The organism is Streptomyces sp. AMJ-169, from assembly GCF_055597585.1.
This window is the reverse complement of sequence record NZ_JBVLTJ010000006.1, coordinates 443,989-458,640: the sequence shown is the minus strand read 5'-3', so window position 1 is coordinate 458,640 and position 14,652 is coordinate 443,989. Positions and strand designations below refer to the sequence as shown.

The following is a 14,652-nucleotide window of genomic DNA, read 5'->3' as shown; positions in this document are numbered from 1 at the left end:
CGACCCTAGGGATGGGTGATTTCTCGGGCGTGACCCATTTGTTTCACCGAAGTTAACCGGATTCGGTGCCGGGCGGCCCGACGACCCGGCCCACCTGCCCCCTCCTGTCCCTGCGTCCCGGCGCGCCCAGTACCGTGGACTTGTGGACAAAAGGCAAGCACTCGGATCGTGGCTCTCCGGCCCCCGCGCGGCCCTGGAGGAGGCGGGCGCCGACTTCGGCTACCGCGGCGAACAGCTCGGCCTCCCCGAGACCGGCCCCGGCTCCCTGGCCCGCCCCGGCCGCCGCCTGGGCGCCCTCGCCGTCGACTGGGGCCTCAGCGTCTTGATCGCATACGGCCTCATCACGGACGGCTACACTCCGTCCACCAGCAACTGGGCCCTGGGCGTCTTCTTCCTGATGGGCGCCCTCACGGTCACCACCATCGGCTTCACCCCCGGCAAACGCCTCTTCGGCATCAGAGTCCTCCACCTGGACACAGGAACGGTGAACCCACTGCGGGCCCTGATGCGAACGGCCCTGCTGTGCCTGGCGATCCCGGCACTGGTGTGGGACAAGGACGGCCGGGGCCTGCACGACAGACTGGCGCGAACGGTAGAGGTACGGATCTGAGATCCGGATACGACGAAGGGGGCGCCCAGAGCAACTCGGGCGCCCCCTTTCTCGTCACCTGCTAACGCCCCTTGGGGCCACCGCCCTTCGGCAGCTTCATCCCCTTCGGCATCGGACCCTTGGGCAACGGCATGTTGGACATGATGTCCCCCATCGCCCGCAACCGGTCATTGGTGGTCGTCACCTGGGGACCGGTCAGCACCCGCGGATACTTCAGCAACGTCGTCCGCAGCTTCTTCAGCTCGGTCTGCCCCTCACCGACCCCGACGATCACGTCGTGCACCGGCACGTCCGCGACGATCCGGTTCATCTTCTTCTTCTCGGCCGCCAGCAGCGTCTTCACCCGGTTCGGATTGCCCTCCGCGATCAGTACGATCCCGGCCTTCCCGACCGCGCGGTGCACGACGTCCTGGCTGCGGTTCATCGCCACGGCCGGAGTGGTCGTCCAGCCCCGCCCGATGTTGTCCAGAACGGCGGCGGCAGCGCCCGGCTGCCCCTCCATCTGCCCGAAGGCGGCCCGCTCCGCCCGGCGCCCGAACACGATCGCCGACGCGAGGAAGGCGAGCAGGAAGCCCAGGATGCCGAGGTAGACCGGATGGCCGATCAGGAAACCGATCGCGAGAAAGACACCGAAGGTGATGATGCCGACAGCCGCGAGTACAAGACCGATCTTCTTGTCGGCCTTGCGGGTCATCTTGTACGTCAGGGCGATCTGCTTCAGTCGCCCGGGGTTCGCGGCGTCCGCCGCGTTGTCCTTCCTCGCCATGGCAGGAAGTCTACGTGCCCCCTGGAGCGCCCTCTCCCCGGGAGGGCGGCAGCCAAGACGGCGAGGGTGCTGCGGGCTTTGGGCGGGAGCCTCAGAACCGGTCGGAGCTGACCGCTTCGAGCACGCGCTGCGCCTCGACCCGGTCCTTCGCACGGCGGCGGTCCTCCAGGACGGAGGTCCAGGCGTTACGGCGGGCGGTGCGCTGGCCACTGCTCAGCAGCAGCGACTCGACGGCGCGCAGAGCGTCGGTGAAGGTCGGGATGGCGGTGGCGCGTACGGGCGCGGCCTGCATGGAAGGTCCCCCCTCAGGAGCGGCTTTGGGTATGGGCCTACGTGACGTGATAACAGAGTCACTGATTGGTGTTACCAGGGCGTGACCGACCGGTCAAACACCAATGAAACCTGGGTGCGCCCTTGAAAACTTTCGGCGCGGCCCCGAGACGCCCCGCCACCTGCGGAGACGATCAGGGCCGCGCCGTATCGGCCATTACTGACCGGTAGCCTCTTGTGCGGGAATTCACACAGGCCGGATCAGACGGCTTGCGCCGCGATGAAGGAACCACGCTTCTCAATGGCCATCTGGTACAGCCGGCCCGCTCGGTACGACGACCTGACCAGCGGACCCGACATGACCCCGGAGAACCCGATCTGGTCGGCCTCCTCCTTCAGCTCCACGAACTCGTGCGGCTTGACCCACCGCTCGACGGGGTGGTGGCGCACGGACGGCCGCAGGTACTGCGTGATCGTGATCAGCTCGCACCCGGCGTCGTGCAGCTGCTTCAGCGCCTCGCTGACCTCCTCGCGGGTCTCGCCCATGCCGAGGATCAGGTTGGACTTGGTGACGAGCCCGAAGTCCCGCGCCTGCGTGATGACGTCCAGCGAACGCTCGTACCGGAAGCCCGGCCGGATCCGCTTGAAGATGCGCGGCACGGTCTCGACGTTGTGCGCGAACACCTCGGGCCGCGACTCGAAGACCTCCCGCAGCAGCTCCGGCACGGCGTTGAAGTCCGGCGCCAGCAGCTCCACCTTCGTCCGGCCGTCCGCGCGGGCCGCCGTCTGCTCGTGGATCTGCCGGACGGTCTCGGCGTACAGCCAGGCCCCGCCGTCCTCCAGGTCGTCGCGGGCGACGCCGGTGATGGTGGCGTAGTTCAGGTCCATCGTGACGACCGACTCGCCGACCCGGCGCGGTTCGTCGCGGTCCAGGGCCTCGGGCTTGCCCGTGTCGATCTGGCAGAAGTCGCAGCGCCGCGTGCACTGGTCGCCGCCGATGAGGAAGGTCGCCTCGCGGTCCTCCCAGCACTCGTAGATGTTGGGGCAGCCGGCCTCCTGGCACACCGTGTGCAGGCCCTCGCCCTTCACGAGGTTCTGCATCTTCGTGTACTCGGGACCCATTTTCGCCCGGGTCTTGATCCACTCGGGCTTGCGCTCGATGGGGGTCTGGCTGTTACGGACCTCCAGGCGCAGCATCTTGCGTCCGTCGGGTGCGACTGCGGACACGACCGGCTCCCTGTAGCTTCGATTCTTCGGCGTACACCAGGGTACGCCCGTGCTAATTCAGCTCCGCGCTGAGCCCAACCCCGCAGGAGCGAGGTGCATTCCCCCGCTTATATGAGGAGAGCGCCCTGTCTAGGCCGACGCCTTCTCGATCTCCCGCGGCTTCGGCTCGGCACTCCCCAGCACATCCGCCAGATACCGCTCGACAACAGGCAGCACCTCGTCGACGGAGACATCCCGCCCCAGTTCGTCCGCCAGCGACGTCACCCCGGCATCCCGGATCCCGCACGGGATGATCCGGTCGTACCACTTGTTGTCGGGGTTCACGTTGAACGCGAACCCATGCATCGTGACCCCCTTCGCCACCCGGATCCCGATCGCCGAGATCTTCCGGTCCTCCCGCCGCTGCCCGGCGTTGGAGGGCGCGTACTCGGGACCGTTGAGCCGGGGGTCGAACTCCTCGTCGGTGAGCCGGGGATCGAAGTCCAGCGAGAGCCCCCCGGGCGCCGGCCGCCGCTCGACGGGATCGCCGAGCACCCACACCCCGCTGCGCCCCTCGACCCGGCTGGTGGCCACCCCGAACTCCGCGCAGACCTGGATCAGCGCCTCCTCGAGCCGCCGCACGTGCGCGACGACGTCGACCGGCCGGGGCAGTTTGAGGATCGGGTAGCCGACGATCTGGCCCGGACCGTGCCAAGTGATCTTCCCGCCCCGGTCGACGTCGACGACCGGCGTCCCGTCGAGCGGCCGCTCGCTGTCCGAAGTCCGCCGCCCGGCCGTGTACACCGGAGGATGCTCGAGGAGCAGCACGGTGTCCGGCACCTCGTCGGCGAACCGCGCCGCGTGCACACGGCGTTGCTCGTCCCAGGCCGCCCGGTACTCGACGGTCCCCATGCGGACGAACCGCAGCTCACTCACGGAAAACGCCTCCTCGACGTGGTAAGGCACGAAACACCTCCACGCCACTGTACGACTGTGTGCGGCCCGTCAGTCCGGCAGGCGATCCTCACACGATCGGATGAATAGCAGCCGGATTGTGCGACTGGTTGTTCACTCTCCGCTACATTCGCGCCGTCCACAGGCCGACTGGGCTGCTCACACGCAATCCGGGCACTTCATCCGGGCACGTCAGACGTACCGGAAGGCAGGAGACCGCACCGCAGATGACGGAACGACCCGCGCAGCGCACTCCCAACCGCCAGCTCGCCGCGCTCATCGCAGAAGCGGGGTTCTCCAACGCGGGACTGGCCCGCCGGGTGGATCAGCTCGGGCTCGAACACGGCCTGGACCTCAGATACGACAAGACGTCCGTCACCCGCTGGCTGCGCGGCCAGCAGCCCAGGGGCACGACACCGGCGCTGATCGCCGAGGTCTTCACCCGCCGCCTCGGCCGCCGGCTCACCGCCCAGGACCTGGGCCTGGACGCCTGCGCCCCGGTCTACGCGGGCCTGGAGTTCGCCGGCACCCCCGAGGAGGCCGTCGACATCGTCAGCGGCCTGTGGCGCAAGGACTCCGGCAGCCACGCCGAGCTCCGCAAGATCGCGTTCACCCCGGCGGGCCTCGTCGTACCGAGCCGCGACTGGCTGATCGGACGGCCTGACGAGAAGGTCGCCCGTACCGAGCCCAACCCCCGCCTCCCCGCGCAGGGCCGCCCCCTCGTACCCCGCCAGCGCGTGCAGGGGGAGCGCGGGGTGAAGGTCACCGGCGGGGACATCTCCGCCCTGAGGTCGGTGGGCGAACTCTTCCGGGCGCTGGACAACCGCTACGGCGGCGGCCACGCCCGCCAGGCCCTCGTCCGCTACCTGGAGCACGAGTGCGAGCCCATGCTGAGGGGGATCTACGGCGAACAGACCGGCCGCCGCCTCTTCGCCGCCGCCGCCGACCTCACCCGCCTCGCCGGCTGGACGTCGTACGACATCGGCGCGCACGGCCTCGCCCAGCGGTACTTCGTCCAGGCCCTGCGGCTCGCGCAGGCCGCCGGTGACCGGGCCTACGGCTCGTACGTGCTGGTCACGATGAGCCGCCAGGCCGTCTACCTCGGCCACGGCCGCGAGGCGGTCCAGCTGGCGCGAGTCGCCCAGCAGGGCGTCGGCACCAACGCCGCCCCCACGGTCCAGGCCCTCCTGCACGCCGTGGAGGCGCGCGGGCACGGGGTGCTGGGCGAGGTGCGGGCCTGTACGACGTCCCTGGTCCGCGCGGAGCGGGCGCTGGAGGCGTCGAAGCACACGGGCGCGGAGGAGGCCCCGTACTGGGCCCGCTTCTTCGACGAGGCCCAGCTGGCCGACGAGTTCGCCCACTGCCACCGCGACCTGCACCAGTTCCGGGCCGCCGCCCAGCACGCCGAACGCTCCCTGCACCTGCGCCCCAGCACATACGCCAGGAGCCGCCTGTTCTGCCGGGTCGTCCTGGCCACCGCCCGCCTCTCCCTGGGCGAACTGGACCAGGCCTGCCGCCACGCGGCCGAGGCGGCCACCCAGGCCTCCGAGATGCGCTCCGCGCGGGCCGTCGAGTACGTCCGGGACTTCGAGCGGCGGCTGGAGCCGTACAAGGACGCCTCGGCGGTGCGGACCTACCGGGAGAAGGTGGCGGCGCTGGGGTGAGGGCGGGCCTATAAGGGGCGGGGCTGCGGTCCCGGGGGGTGGCGCGCCCCTCGGGACCGCTCGCCTCACACCGTGTCTGACCTCACGCCGCCTCGGACACCGTCGCTGGCGGGTCCGCCAGGGCCGTTCCGGCGGTCAGGTCCGACAGGAGGGCCGCCGCCGCGCGGTGGGCGGAGTGCAGGGCGCCCTGGACCGTGCTGGTGTCGCGGTGGTCGCCGCAGAGGTACAGGCCCGCCAGCAGCCGGACCGGGCGGCGCAGATCGTGCGGCGGGCGCATCGCGGGGACCGCCTCTTTCGTGTGATGGACCGTCAAAGTCTCCCAGCGGTGGGTCGGTATGCCGTACAGGCGGGCCAAGTGCGCCCGTACCGCCCTGTCCACGTCCTGCGGGGGAGCCCCCAGGACCGTCGACGAGATCAGCGCCCGCCCGGCCGGCGCCCGCGTCGGGTCGACCTCGCTGATCACCGCCGTGTGCGACACCGGACCGCCCCGGTCGGAGTCCAGCAGCAGCGCCGCGCCCGTCTCCGGCGGCTCGTCGGTGGTGTGGTGGACGACCGTCACGGGGTGGAAGTCCGGCACCCGTAACCCCGGCAGCAGCTCGGCGGCCGTACGGGCGTCCGTGGCCAGCAGGATCGCGCGGCACCGGAAGACGCCGTGCTCGGCGGTCACGGCGGACGTCGTCGACACCGACGTCACCCGCACCCCCGTCCGCACACTCCCCTCCGGCAGCAGCCCCGCGAGCAGCTCGGGCAGCGCGTCGGCGCCCCCCTCGGGCACACACAGCCGCCCCCCGGCGAACGCCCGCAGCGCGAGGTCGGCGCACCGGCTGGACGTGCTCAGCTCGGGGTCGCAGAGCAGCGCGGAGAGCAGGGGCCGCAGGAACCCGTCCACGGTCCGCGCGGGCAGCCCCCGCGCGTACAGCGCCTCCCTGGCAGCCGCCTCGGGCCGCGCGAGCAGCCGCTCGACCGGCACCCCGGCGACCCGAGCGAGCGCACCCCGCAGCCGGGCCTGGTCGAGCGCGGAGATGAAGGGGGTACCGGGGCGGGCGCGGTTCGGTACGAGGCTCCGGGTGTCCGGGGTACCGGGGCGGGCGCGGTTGGATACGAGGCTCCGGGCGTCCGGGGTGCCGGCGGAGGCGCCCACCTGCTCAACTCCCTTGTCCGTCAGCCCACTTGACGGCCTCCCGCTCGCCCGGCCCAGCGGCGCTCCCGCCAGCGCTCGTACCGCGTGGAACGCGCCCCGCGCGCCCCCTGCGCCCCCGGCGCTCGCCGGTGCGCCCGCGCGCTGCCTGCGGCCCTCGCTGTGCAGCAGCACCCCGGGTGTGAACGGCCGCAGCACCAGGGACCGCAGCCCCGGGGCGAGCGCCAGTTCGGGGTAGGCCGTGGACAGCAGCTGTCCGATCCGGTCGAGCCGGAAGCCGTCGACCTTCTCCGTCGACATCCGCCCCCCGACCCAGGGCGCGGACTCCAGCACCGTCACCGTCAATCCTGCGCGGACCAGCCGGAGCGCGGCGGACAGCCCGGAGACCCCGGCTCCCACCACGATGACGTCTGACCTGTTCGCGGGCTCACGCACGTGCCCCTCCTCGCGGTTACGCGGCCGGTGAGGGCGTGCTGCCCTCGACTCGCCGTCGGGATACCCGAGTTCCGGTCGAGGGTAGAGCCGAAACCGATCAGTAACAGTCGCGCATGAACAGAGCACGGGCGCACAACGGTCGCATACGGTCCCCAGCCGTGCGACCCGAGGCGGCTCCCGGCGCCGTGCTTCTACTTCAGCGCCGCCCGGACCGCCTCCTCGATCCCCGGGAACGTGAACCGGAACCCCGACTCCAGCAGCCGCCCCGGCACCACCCGCGCGCTCCCCAGCACATCCCCGGCCATCTCCCCGAGGACCGCCTTCAGCACCGGCGCCGGCACGGCGAACAGCTTCGGCCGGTGCAGCACCCGCGCCATCGCGTCCGTGATCTCCCCGTTCGTCAGCGGCTCCGGCGCGGTCAGGTTGAACGCGCCCGACAGGTCCTCCCGGTCGAGGAGATGCCGGATCGCCGCGACCTCGTCGTGCAGCGCGATGTACGACCAGTACTGCCCGCCGTTCCCCATCCGCCCCCCGAGCCCCGCCTTGAACAGCGGGAACAGCTTCCCCCAGGCCCCGCCGCCGCGCGCCACGACCAGCCCGGTGCGCACGAATACGGTCCGGATGCCGGCGTCCCGCGCGGGAGCCGCGGCCCCCTCCCAGTCGACGCACAGCTCGGGAAGGAACCCGGAGGCGGCGGGCGCCGACTCGTCGACGGCACGGGTCCCGGTCTCGCCGTAGATGCCGATCGCGCTGCCGTTGACGAACACGCGCGGGGGAGCGGCGAGCCCGGCCGCCGCCTCCGCGAGCGCCCGCGTCCCGTTGACCCGGCCGTCCCGGATCGTCTTCTTGTAGCCCTCCGTCCACCGCCGGTCGCCCACCCCGGCCCCGGCCAGATTGACGACGGCGTCCACCCCGGCGAGGCCCGCCGCGTCGACCCGCCCCGCCTCGGGGTCCCACCGCACCTCACCGGGCCCGCCCGGCGCCCGCCGCACCAGCCGCACCACCTCGTCCCCGTCGGCCTCAAGAGCCCGGACCAACGCACTGCCGATCAGACCGGAAGCGCCGGCCACCGCGATTCGTCGCATGCGCTCATCCTGCACGGGAGGGGGTAAAGGGGGCGTTTGAATATTCAAGCGTGGCTGCCAGGGGGTGCTGCTGGCGGGGCGAAGCTGCCGCGGGCGCCGGTCTCTCGCGCGAGCGCCCGAAGTTGCTGAGGGCGCCTGCTTCTCGCGCGAGCGTCCCGCCCTCAGCCGCTGATCAACTCCCCCGTGTCCACCGCCCGCGTAGCCGTCGCCCCCCGCTCGGCGTCCCCCGCCACCTCCGCCGCCGTCAGCACGTACCCCGTCTCGTCGTCGGACGTCGACCGCGCGAAGACCACCCCGAAGACCTGCCCGTCGGTCGTCAGCAGGGGGCCGCCCGAGTTGCCGGGGCGCACGGTCGAGCGGATCGAGTAGATCTCCCGGGTCACCGTCGCGTCGTTGTAGATGTTCCGGCCGGTCGCGTTCACCTTGCTCGCGACCGTCGCCGCCTGGAGGTTGAGGTCACCGTCCTGCGGATAACCGGCGACCACCGCCTCGTTCCCGCGCGCGGCGCTCCCGTCGAACTCCAGGACCGGCGCCCGCAGCCCGCGCACATACAGCACGGCGACGTCCTTGTTGGGATCGAAGAGCACCACCCGGGCCTCGTACGAACGGCCCACCCCGCCGATGCGTACGGTCGGACGGTCGATGCCGGCCACCACATGGGCGTTGGTCATGACCCGCTCCCGGGCGAACACGAAACCGCTGCCCTCGCGGCCCTGCGTCCCGGACGCGCCCTCGATCTTGACGGTGCTCAGCTTGGCCGCGTTCGTCGCGCTCGCCGTCACGCTGTCGCCGGACGGCTTGGCGACCTCGGCCGTCGACTCGTTCTCGAACGGGTTGAAGACCTGGGGGAAGCCCGCCTGGGTCAGCGCCGACGTCGCGTTCGAGAACCACGCCGGAGTGGTGGCCGGCATGGCGTCCTGGACCGTACCCAGCACCTTGGAGTCCCGGATCGCCGACGTCACCAGCGACGACGAGGACGCGCCCAGCACACTCGCGGCGACCCACGCCACGATCAGCACCGCCACCGCGTTCGCCGCGGCGCCGCCTATCCCGTCCAGCACCCGCAGCGGACCCCGGTCCAGCTCGCGGCGCAGCCGCAGCGCGAGGCGGCCCGCGAGGCCGTGCGCCAGCACCGCCGGCACCAGCACCGTGAACACCGCGGTCACCGTCGCCGCCGTCGTACCCGGCGTGACCAGCTTCATCACCCAGGGCAGCAGCCATACGCCGATCACCGCGCCGCCCACGAAACCGGCCAGCGAGACGCAGCCGGCCACCAGGCCGCGCCGGTACCCCGAGCCGGCGTACGCCAGCACGACCAGCACCAGCAGGATGTCGAGCAGGTCCACGCCAGCCGCCTTTCTCTGGAACCCTTCCATACGTGGGGGACGGTCCCTTTGATCAGCGACGCCCCGGAAGGCGTCACCTCGTCACCTCGGAAAACGCCCGGAACGGGGCGATGGTTCCAACGAGTGGCACACGGCATATCCCACCCGTCTTCGGGTGGGGCGCACGTTCACAGGAACGCCTCAGGGAGCATTCAGAGTTCTCCCATGAGCGGCCCCTAGATTCATGGTCGTCAGCAGCCACAGGAGGGCGGGGACCATGAACAACAGCCGTACACAGCAGGCCACTTCGCAGCGGGCCACCGGATGGGCGAAGGCCGCGCGCAACCCCTGGACCGTCCTCTGCGCGGTCGCCGCCGTCGTCCTCGGCCCGGCCGCCACCACCGCGTCCGCACTGGAACAGGCCAACCGGGCCCCGCTGCACCACGCCGTGTACAAGACCGAGCAGCCCCAGGCGTACCTCCCGGCGGACACCGGCGGGCGGCGCAAGACCGCGGCAGCCTGACCGGCCGGCCGCCTACCCCCTGAACCGCTCCCACAGCCGCGGGAACCGCTCCGCGAGCGCCGACTCGTCCTCGAAGTCGACCGGCGTCCCCAGCGGCTCCGCGGGCGCCGGCGGGATCCCGAGGTCCGGGGCGACGACCCCCGTCAGCTGCTCGTACGCCTCGTCGGCCGCGTACCCCAGCTCCTCGCCGTCGCCGTCGATCTCCTCGTCGAAGTCGCCCAGCAGCTCGGCCAGCGCGTCCGGCTCGTGCACCGCGGCCTCGAAGACCTCCCGGCCCTGCCCGATCAGCCAGCACCGGAAGTAGTCGAAGGCGTCGTCGCTCGCGCCGTCCAGCAGCACGCTCGCGGCGCCCCACAGATCCCACAGATACGCCCGGTTGTAGCGCGCCTCGAAGTGACGGGCGAAGTCCAGCACCGCCTCCGGGTCGAGCCCCAGCAACCGCGTCACCAGCACATCGGCCTGCTCCTCGGGATCACCCTCGGCAGCCTCCCGAGCGCCGTCCACCAGCTCCCAGAACTCCGTCTCGTCCATCACCCCCTCAGCATCGGCCCTCACGGCACCCCGCGCACGCGGAGGTACAGATCGTTATGCGCGCGCGGTGACTCAGGAGCCGTACAGCGCCACGAGCCGCGCCGCGTCCCGCGCGAACCGCTCCCGCAACGCCCGGGGCGCGACCACCTCCGCCTCCGGCCCCAGCGCCGCGAGCTGCCCATAGGCCACCTCCTCCGACTCCACCCCCAACGTCACCGTCACCCACCCCGCCCCGTCCGCCTCAGGCCCCCCGCCCAGCGCCTCCCGCGCGGCCACCGCCCCCACCGCGTACGGCAGCCCCCGCACCCCGTCCGGCGACAGCCGTACGACGACCTCCGCGCGCAGCATGTCCCGCGCGAACTCCTCCGCCCGCTCGGCCCAGAACGCGGCGAGGTCGAACCCGCCGTCCCGGTCGAACCGCTCCTCCCCGGCGACGACCGACACGAACCGCTCGACCCGGTAGACCCGGAAGTCCCCGCCGGCCCGCGCGCACACGTACCAGACCCCCGCCTTGAGGACGAGCCCGTACGGCTCCAGCTCCCGCTCGACCTCCCCGCCCCGCCCGAGATACCGCCCCCGGATCCGCCGGTCGTCCCACACGGCCTCCGCGACCGCCGCCAGCGTGTCGGGCACGGAAGGCCGGGTGAACCAGTTGGGCGCGTCGAGGTGGAACCGCTGGGCGGCGCCGAACGGCGCGTCCCGCAGCGACGGCAGCAGCGCGGCCGACACCTTCAGCCGGGCCGCCGAAGCGGCGTCCTCAAGCCCCATGTCCCGCAGCGCGCCGGGCACCCCGCTGAGGAACAGCGCCTCGACCTCGTCCCGCGCGAGCCCCGTCAGCCGCGTCCGGTACCCCCCGACCAGCCGGTACCCCCCGGCCCGCCCCCGGTCCGCATACACCGGCACCCCCGCCTCCGACAGCGCCTGCGCGTCCCGCGTCACGGTCCGCTCCGACACCTCCAGCTCCCGGGCCAGCTCAGCGGCGGTCATCGAGCCCCGCCCCTGCAACAGCAACACCATCTTGATCAGCCGAGCAGCACGCATACCCCCATGCTGCCCGCCGCCACTGACAACGGCCGGGCACGGAGAAACCCGCCCGGACCGTGAACCGATCGGCCCGCTCGATGCGATGGAAGGGCAAGCAGACGACAGGAAGGGGCGGAGATGGCAGCAAACCCCGAAGGGGTACGACCGAGTCGGCCGTACCCCTTCAGCGAACCTCAGCGGCGGCTACAGCCCGTAGCGCTCCCGGGCTTCCTTCACCGACGTCGCCTTCGCCTCGCCGCGCCGGACGAGCTGGGCGAGCGCGGCGACCACGATGGACTGGGCGTCCACGCCGAAGTGCCGGCGCGCCGCCTCCCGGGTGTCCGACAGACCGAAGCCGTCGGCGCCGAGCGAGCTGTAGTCCTGCTCCACCCACTGCGCGATCTGGTCGGGAACCTGGCGCATGTAGTCCGACACCGCGAGCACCGGACCCTCGGCGCCCTGAAGCGCCTGGCGCACGTACGGGACGCGCTCCTCGCCGCGCAGCAGTGCCGCGTCGGCCTCCAGCGCGTCACGCCGCAGCTCCGTCCAGGAGGTCGCGGACCACACGTCGGCGGCCACCCCCCACTCCTCGGCCAGCGTCCTCTGCGCCTCCAGCGCCCAGTGGATCGCCGTACCGGAGGCGAGCAGCTGGATGCGGGGGGCGTTCGCGGCGGGGGAGAGGCCCGCGGACTCGGCCGTGTTGAAGCGGTACAGGCCCTTGACGATGCCCTCGTCGATGCCGAGGCCGGCCGGCTTGGCGGGCTGCGGCATCGGCTCGTTGTAGACCGTCAGGTAGTAGAAGACGTTCGCGTCCTCGCCGGGCGCCGCCTCGCCGTACATGCGGCGCAGGCCGTCCTTGACGATCGTCGCGATCTCGTAGGCGAACGCGGGGTCGTAGGACAGCGCCGCCGGGTTCGTCGCGGCGATCACCGGGGAGTGGCCGTCGGCGTGCTGGAGGCCCTCGCCCGTCAGGGTCGTACGGCCGGCCGTCGCGCCGACGAGGAAGCCGCGGCCGAGCTGGTCGCCGAGCTGCCACATCTGGTCGGCCGTGCGCTGCCAGCCGAACATCGAGTAGAAGATGTAGAACGGGATCATGGCCTCGCCGTGCGTCGCGTACGCGGTCGACGCGGCGATGAAGTCGGCCATCGAACCGGCCTCGGTGATCCCCTCGTTGAGGATCTGCCCGTTCTTCGCCTCCTTGTAGTACATCAGCTGGTCGCGGTCGACCGGCTCGTACGTCTGCCCCTTGGGGGAGTAGATCCCGAGCGACGGGAACAGCGACTCCATACCGAAGGTCCGCGCCTCGTCGGGCACGATCGGCACCCAGCGCTTGCCCGTCTCCTTGTCACGGACCAGGTCCTTGACGAGCCGCACGAACGCCATGGTCGTCGCGACACTCTGCGTCCCGGACCCCTTGTCGAACGACGCGAACGCCTTCTCCGACGGCGTCGGCAGCGGGGCGATCGCGTGCGTACGACGGGCCGGGGCCGGGCCGCCGAGGGCCGCGCGGCGCTCCTGGAGGTAACGGACCTCCGGGGAGTCGGCGCCGGGGTGGCCGTAGGGGACCACGCCGTCCACGAACTGCGCGTCGGAGATGGGGAGTTCGAGCAGGTCGCGCATCGTCTTGAACTCGTCCACCGTGAGCTTCTTCATCTGGTGGTTGGCGTTCTTCGACGCGAAGCCCGAGCCCAGGGTGTGCCCCTTGACGGTCTGCGCGAGGATCACGGTCGGCGCGCCCTTGAACTCCAGGGCCGCCTTGTACGCCGCGTACACCTTGCGCGCCTCGTGACCGCCGCGCGAGAAGTGGAAGACCTCGAGGATCTTGTCGTCGCTGAGCAGCTTCGCCATCTCGGCGAGCGCCGGGTCCTTGCCGAAGAAGTCCGCGCGGATGTAGGCCGCGTCCCGCGTCTGGTACGTCTGCACCTGCGCGTCGGGCACCTCACGCAGCCGCCGCACGAGCGCGCCGGTCGTGTCGAGCGCGAACAGTTCGTCCCACGCCGAGCCCCACAGCGTCTTGACGACGTTCCAGCCGGCGCCGCGGAACTGCGCCTCCAGCTCCTGCACGATCTTGAAGTTCGCGCGGACCGGACCGTCGAGGCGCTGGAGGTTGCAGTTGATGACGAAGGTCAGGTTGTCCAGACCCTCGCGCGAGGCCAGCGCGAGCGCCGCCGTCGACTCCGGCTCGTCCATCTCGCCGTCGCCGAGGAACGCCCACACGTGCGACGGCGAGACGTCCTTGATGCCGCGCGCGGTGAGGTAGCGGTTGAAGCGGGCCTGGTAGATCGCCGAGAGCGGGCCGAGGCCCATGCTCACCGTCGGGAACTCCCACAGCCAGGGCAGCCGCCGGGGGTGCGGGTACGACGGGAGGCCGCCGCCGCCCGCCTCCTGGCGGAAGTTGTCCAGGTGCGCCTCGGTGAGGCGGCCGTCCAGGAAGGCGCGGGCGTAGATGCCGGGGGAGGCGTGGCCCTGGATGTAGAGCTGGTCGCCGGAACCGTCGGCTTCCTTGCCCTTGAAGAAGTGGTTGAAGCCGGTCTCGTACAGCCAGGCCGCCGACGCGAACGTCGCGATGTGGCCGCCGACGCCGTGTTTCGCGCCCCGGGTCACCATGGCGGCGGCGTTCCACCGGTTCCACGCGGTGATCCGCTGCTCCATCGCCTCGTCACCCGGGACGGCCGGTTCGGCGGCCGTCGGGATGGTGTTGAGGTAGTCGGTCTCCAGAAGCTTGGGCAGTGCGACACCGCCGGCCTCGGCCCGCTCCAGCGTGCGCCGCATCAGATACGCGGCGCGGTGCGGTCCGGCCGCCTTGGCGACCGCGTCCAGTGAGGCCTGCCATTCGGCGGTCTCCTCCGGGTCGCGGTCCGGGAGCTGGTCGAGCGCGCTCGCCTGGCTGGCGTTGGGGTCGGTCATGTCGCCGCCTTCCTCAGTCGAAGGGGGTTCCCTCACGGGTAAGGGTTCGGGGTTGCCCTAGGTCTTTGGCAGGACAGGGCGGGGCCCTCGGTAGAGGTCCGTCGGCGACTCTAACGCGCTGATCGATGATCGATCAAAGGGTTGAAGGGCAAAACTTCTCGAACCCGAGAAAGTAGGCACGGGGTGCCTTTCGGACAGGCACCGGGTGCCGCTCA

The 14,652-nt window shown here is 71.6% G+C and carries 13 protein-coding genes; 3 read left to right on the top strand and 10 right to left on the bottom strand.

The window, feature by feature from the left end; genetic code table 11:
• Positions 1–142 precede the first annotated feature (142 nt).
• Positions 143–610 (top strand): RDD family protein, encoded by a 468-nt coding sequence (locus tag ACYUD3_RS18105; RefSeq protein WP_470970795.1) that lies wholly within the window; start codon positions 143–145, stop codon positions 608–610.
• Between the two features lie 61 nt (positions 611–671).
• Here the strand turns inward: ACYUD3_RS18105 and ACYUD3_RS18100 are convergent, their stop codons facing one another.
• The 4 genes from ACYUD3_RS18100 to lipB all read right to left on the bottom strand — a co-directional run bounded on the left by ACYUD3_RS18100 (position 672) and on the right by lipB (position 3,788).
• Complete coding sequence (locus tag ACYUD3_RS18100) at positions 672–1,376, bottom strand: DUF4191 domain-containing protein (RefSeq protein ID WP_470970793.1); 705 nt, start codon at positions 1,374–1,376, stop codon at positions 672–674.
• Positions 1,377–1,467: 91 nt separating this feature from the next.
• A complete protein-coding gene (locus tag ACYUD3_RS18095) occupies positions 1,468–1,668 on the bottom strand; it encodes an SCO2195 family GlnR-regulated protein (protein WP_470970791.1) in 201 nt (66 codons plus the stop codon).
• A 239-nt stretch (positions 1,669–1,907) separates the two neighbouring features.
• Positions 1,908–2,873, bottom strand: a complete 966-nt coding sequence (lipA, locus tag ACYUD3_RS18090) for a lipoyl synthase (protein WP_470970789.1) — start codon at positions 2,871–2,873, stop codon at positions 1,908–1,910.
• Positions 2,874–3,002: 129 nt separating this feature from the next.
• The gene (gene lipB, locus ACYUD3_RS18085) at positions 3,003–3,788 is read right to left on the bottom strand and encodes a lipoyl(octanoyl) transferase LipB (RefSeq protein WP_470970786.1); all 786 of its coding nucleotides are present in this window, start codon (positions 3,786–3,788) and stop codon (positions 3,003–3,005) included.
• Positions 3,789–4,033: 245 nt separating this feature from the next.
• On the opposite strand from lipB, the gene ACYUD3_RS18080 reads away from it, so the two are divergent.
• On the top strand, positions 4,034–5,470 hold the full coding sequence (locus ACYUD3_RS18080; RefSeq protein WP_470970784.1) for a regulator: 1,437 nt from the start codon (positions 4,034–4,036) through the stop codon (positions 5,468–5,470).
• An 82-nt stretch (positions 5,471–5,552) separates the two neighbouring features.
• Here the strand turns inward: ACYUD3_RS18080 and ACYUD3_RS18075 are convergent, their stop codons facing one another.
• The 3 genes from ACYUD3_RS18075 to ACYUD3_RS18065 all read right to left on the bottom strand — a co-directional run bounded on the left by ACYUD3_RS18075 (position 5,553) and on the right by ACYUD3_RS18065 (position 9,474).
• On the bottom strand, positions 5,553–7,043 hold the full coding sequence (locus ACYUD3_RS18075; RefSeq protein WP_470970782.1) for an NAD(P)/FAD-dependent oxidoreductase: 1,491 nt from the start codon (positions 7,041–7,043) through the stop codon (positions 5,553–5,555).
• A gap of 191 nt (positions 7,044–7,234) precedes the next feature.
• Positions 7,235–8,128 carry a TIGR01777 family oxidoreductase gene (locus ACYUD3_RS18070; protein WP_470970779.1) on the bottom strand — a complete coding sequence of 298 codons (894 nt, stop codon included), beginning with the start codon at positions 8,126–8,128 and terminating at the stop codon, positions 7,235–7,237.
• A 161-nt stretch (positions 8,129–8,289) separates the two neighbouring features.
• Positions 8,290–9,474, bottom strand: coding sequence for a MarP family serine protease (locus ACYUD3_RS18065; RefSeq protein ID WP_470970777.1), 1,185 nt, complete (start codon positions 9,472–9,474; stop codon positions 8,290–8,292).
• A gap of 256 nt (positions 9,475–9,730) precedes the next feature.
• Between ACYUD3_RS18065 and ACYUD3_RS18060 the strand changes: the two genes are divergently transcribed.
• Positions 9,731–9,976: a hypothetical protein gene (locus ACYUD3_RS18060; protein ID WP_470970775.1), complete on the top strand. Its 246-nt coding sequence runs from the start codon at positions 9,731–9,733 to the stop codon at positions 9,974–9,976.
• 12 nt (positions 9,977–9,988) lie between these two features.
• On the opposite strand, the gene ACYUD3_RS18055 is transcribed toward ACYUD3_RS18060, so the two are convergent.
• The 3 genes from ACYUD3_RS18055 to aceE form a co-directional block, all read right to left on the bottom strand.
• Complete coding sequence (locus tag ACYUD3_RS18055) at positions 9,989–10,507, bottom strand: DUF4240 domain-containing protein (protein ID WP_470970984.1); 519 nt, start codon at positions 10,505–10,507, stop codon at positions 9,989–9,991.
• A gap of 72 nt (positions 10,508–10,579) precedes the next feature.
• Positions 10,580–11,548, bottom strand: coding sequence for a helix-turn-helix transcriptional regulator (locus ACYUD3_RS18050; protein WP_470970772.1), 969 nt, complete (start codon positions 11,546–11,548; stop codon positions 10,580–10,582).
• A 186-nt stretch (positions 11,549–11,734) separates the two neighbouring features.
• Positions 11,735–14,437, bottom strand: coding sequence for a pyruvate dehydrogenase (acetyl-transferring), homodimeric type (gene aceE / locus ACYUD3_RS18045; RefSeq protein ID WP_470970770.1), 2,703 nt, complete (start codon positions 14,435–14,437; stop codon positions 11,735–11,737).
• Between the last annotated feature and the right edge of the window lie 215 nt (positions 14,438–14,652).

What these genes read in the sequence shown, in the direction of transcription:
- ACYUD3_RS18050 (WP_470970772.1), bottom strand. Translation starts at nt 11,548, where the DNA reads ATGCGTGCTGCTCGGCTGATCAAGATGGTGTTGCTGTTGCAGGGGCGG.
- ACYUD3_RS18055 (WP_470970984.1), bottom strand. Translation starts at nt 10,507, where the DNA reads ATGGACGAGACGGAGTTCTGGGAGCTGGTGGACGGCGCTCGGGAGGCT.
- ACYUD3_RS18060 (WP_470970775.1), top strand. Translation starts at nt 9,731, where the DNA reads ATGAACAACAGCCGTACACAGCAGGCCACTTCGCAGCGGGCCACCGGA.
- ACYUD3_RS18070 (WP_470970779.1), bottom strand. Translation starts at nt 8,128, where the DNA reads ATGCGACGAATCGCGGTGGCCGGCGCTTCCGGTCTGATCGGCAGTGCG.
- ACYUD3_RS18080 (WP_470970784.1), top strand. Translation starts at nt 4,034, where the DNA reads ATGACGGAACGACCCGCGCAGCGCACTCCCAACCGCCAGCTCGCCGCG.
- ACYUD3_RS18100 (WP_470970793.1), bottom strand. Translation starts at nt 1,376, where the DNA reads ATGGCGAGGAAGGACAACGCGGCGGACGCCGCGAACCCCGGGCGACTG.
- aceE (WP_470970770.1), bottom strand. Translation starts at nt 14,437, where the DNA reads ATGACCGACCCCAACGCCAGCCAGGCGAGCGCGCTCGACCAGCTCCCG.
- ACYUD3_RS18095 (WP_470970791.1), bottom strand. Translation starts at nt 1,668, where the DNA reads ATGCAGGCCGCGCCCGTACGCGCCACCGCCATCCCGACCTTCACCGAC.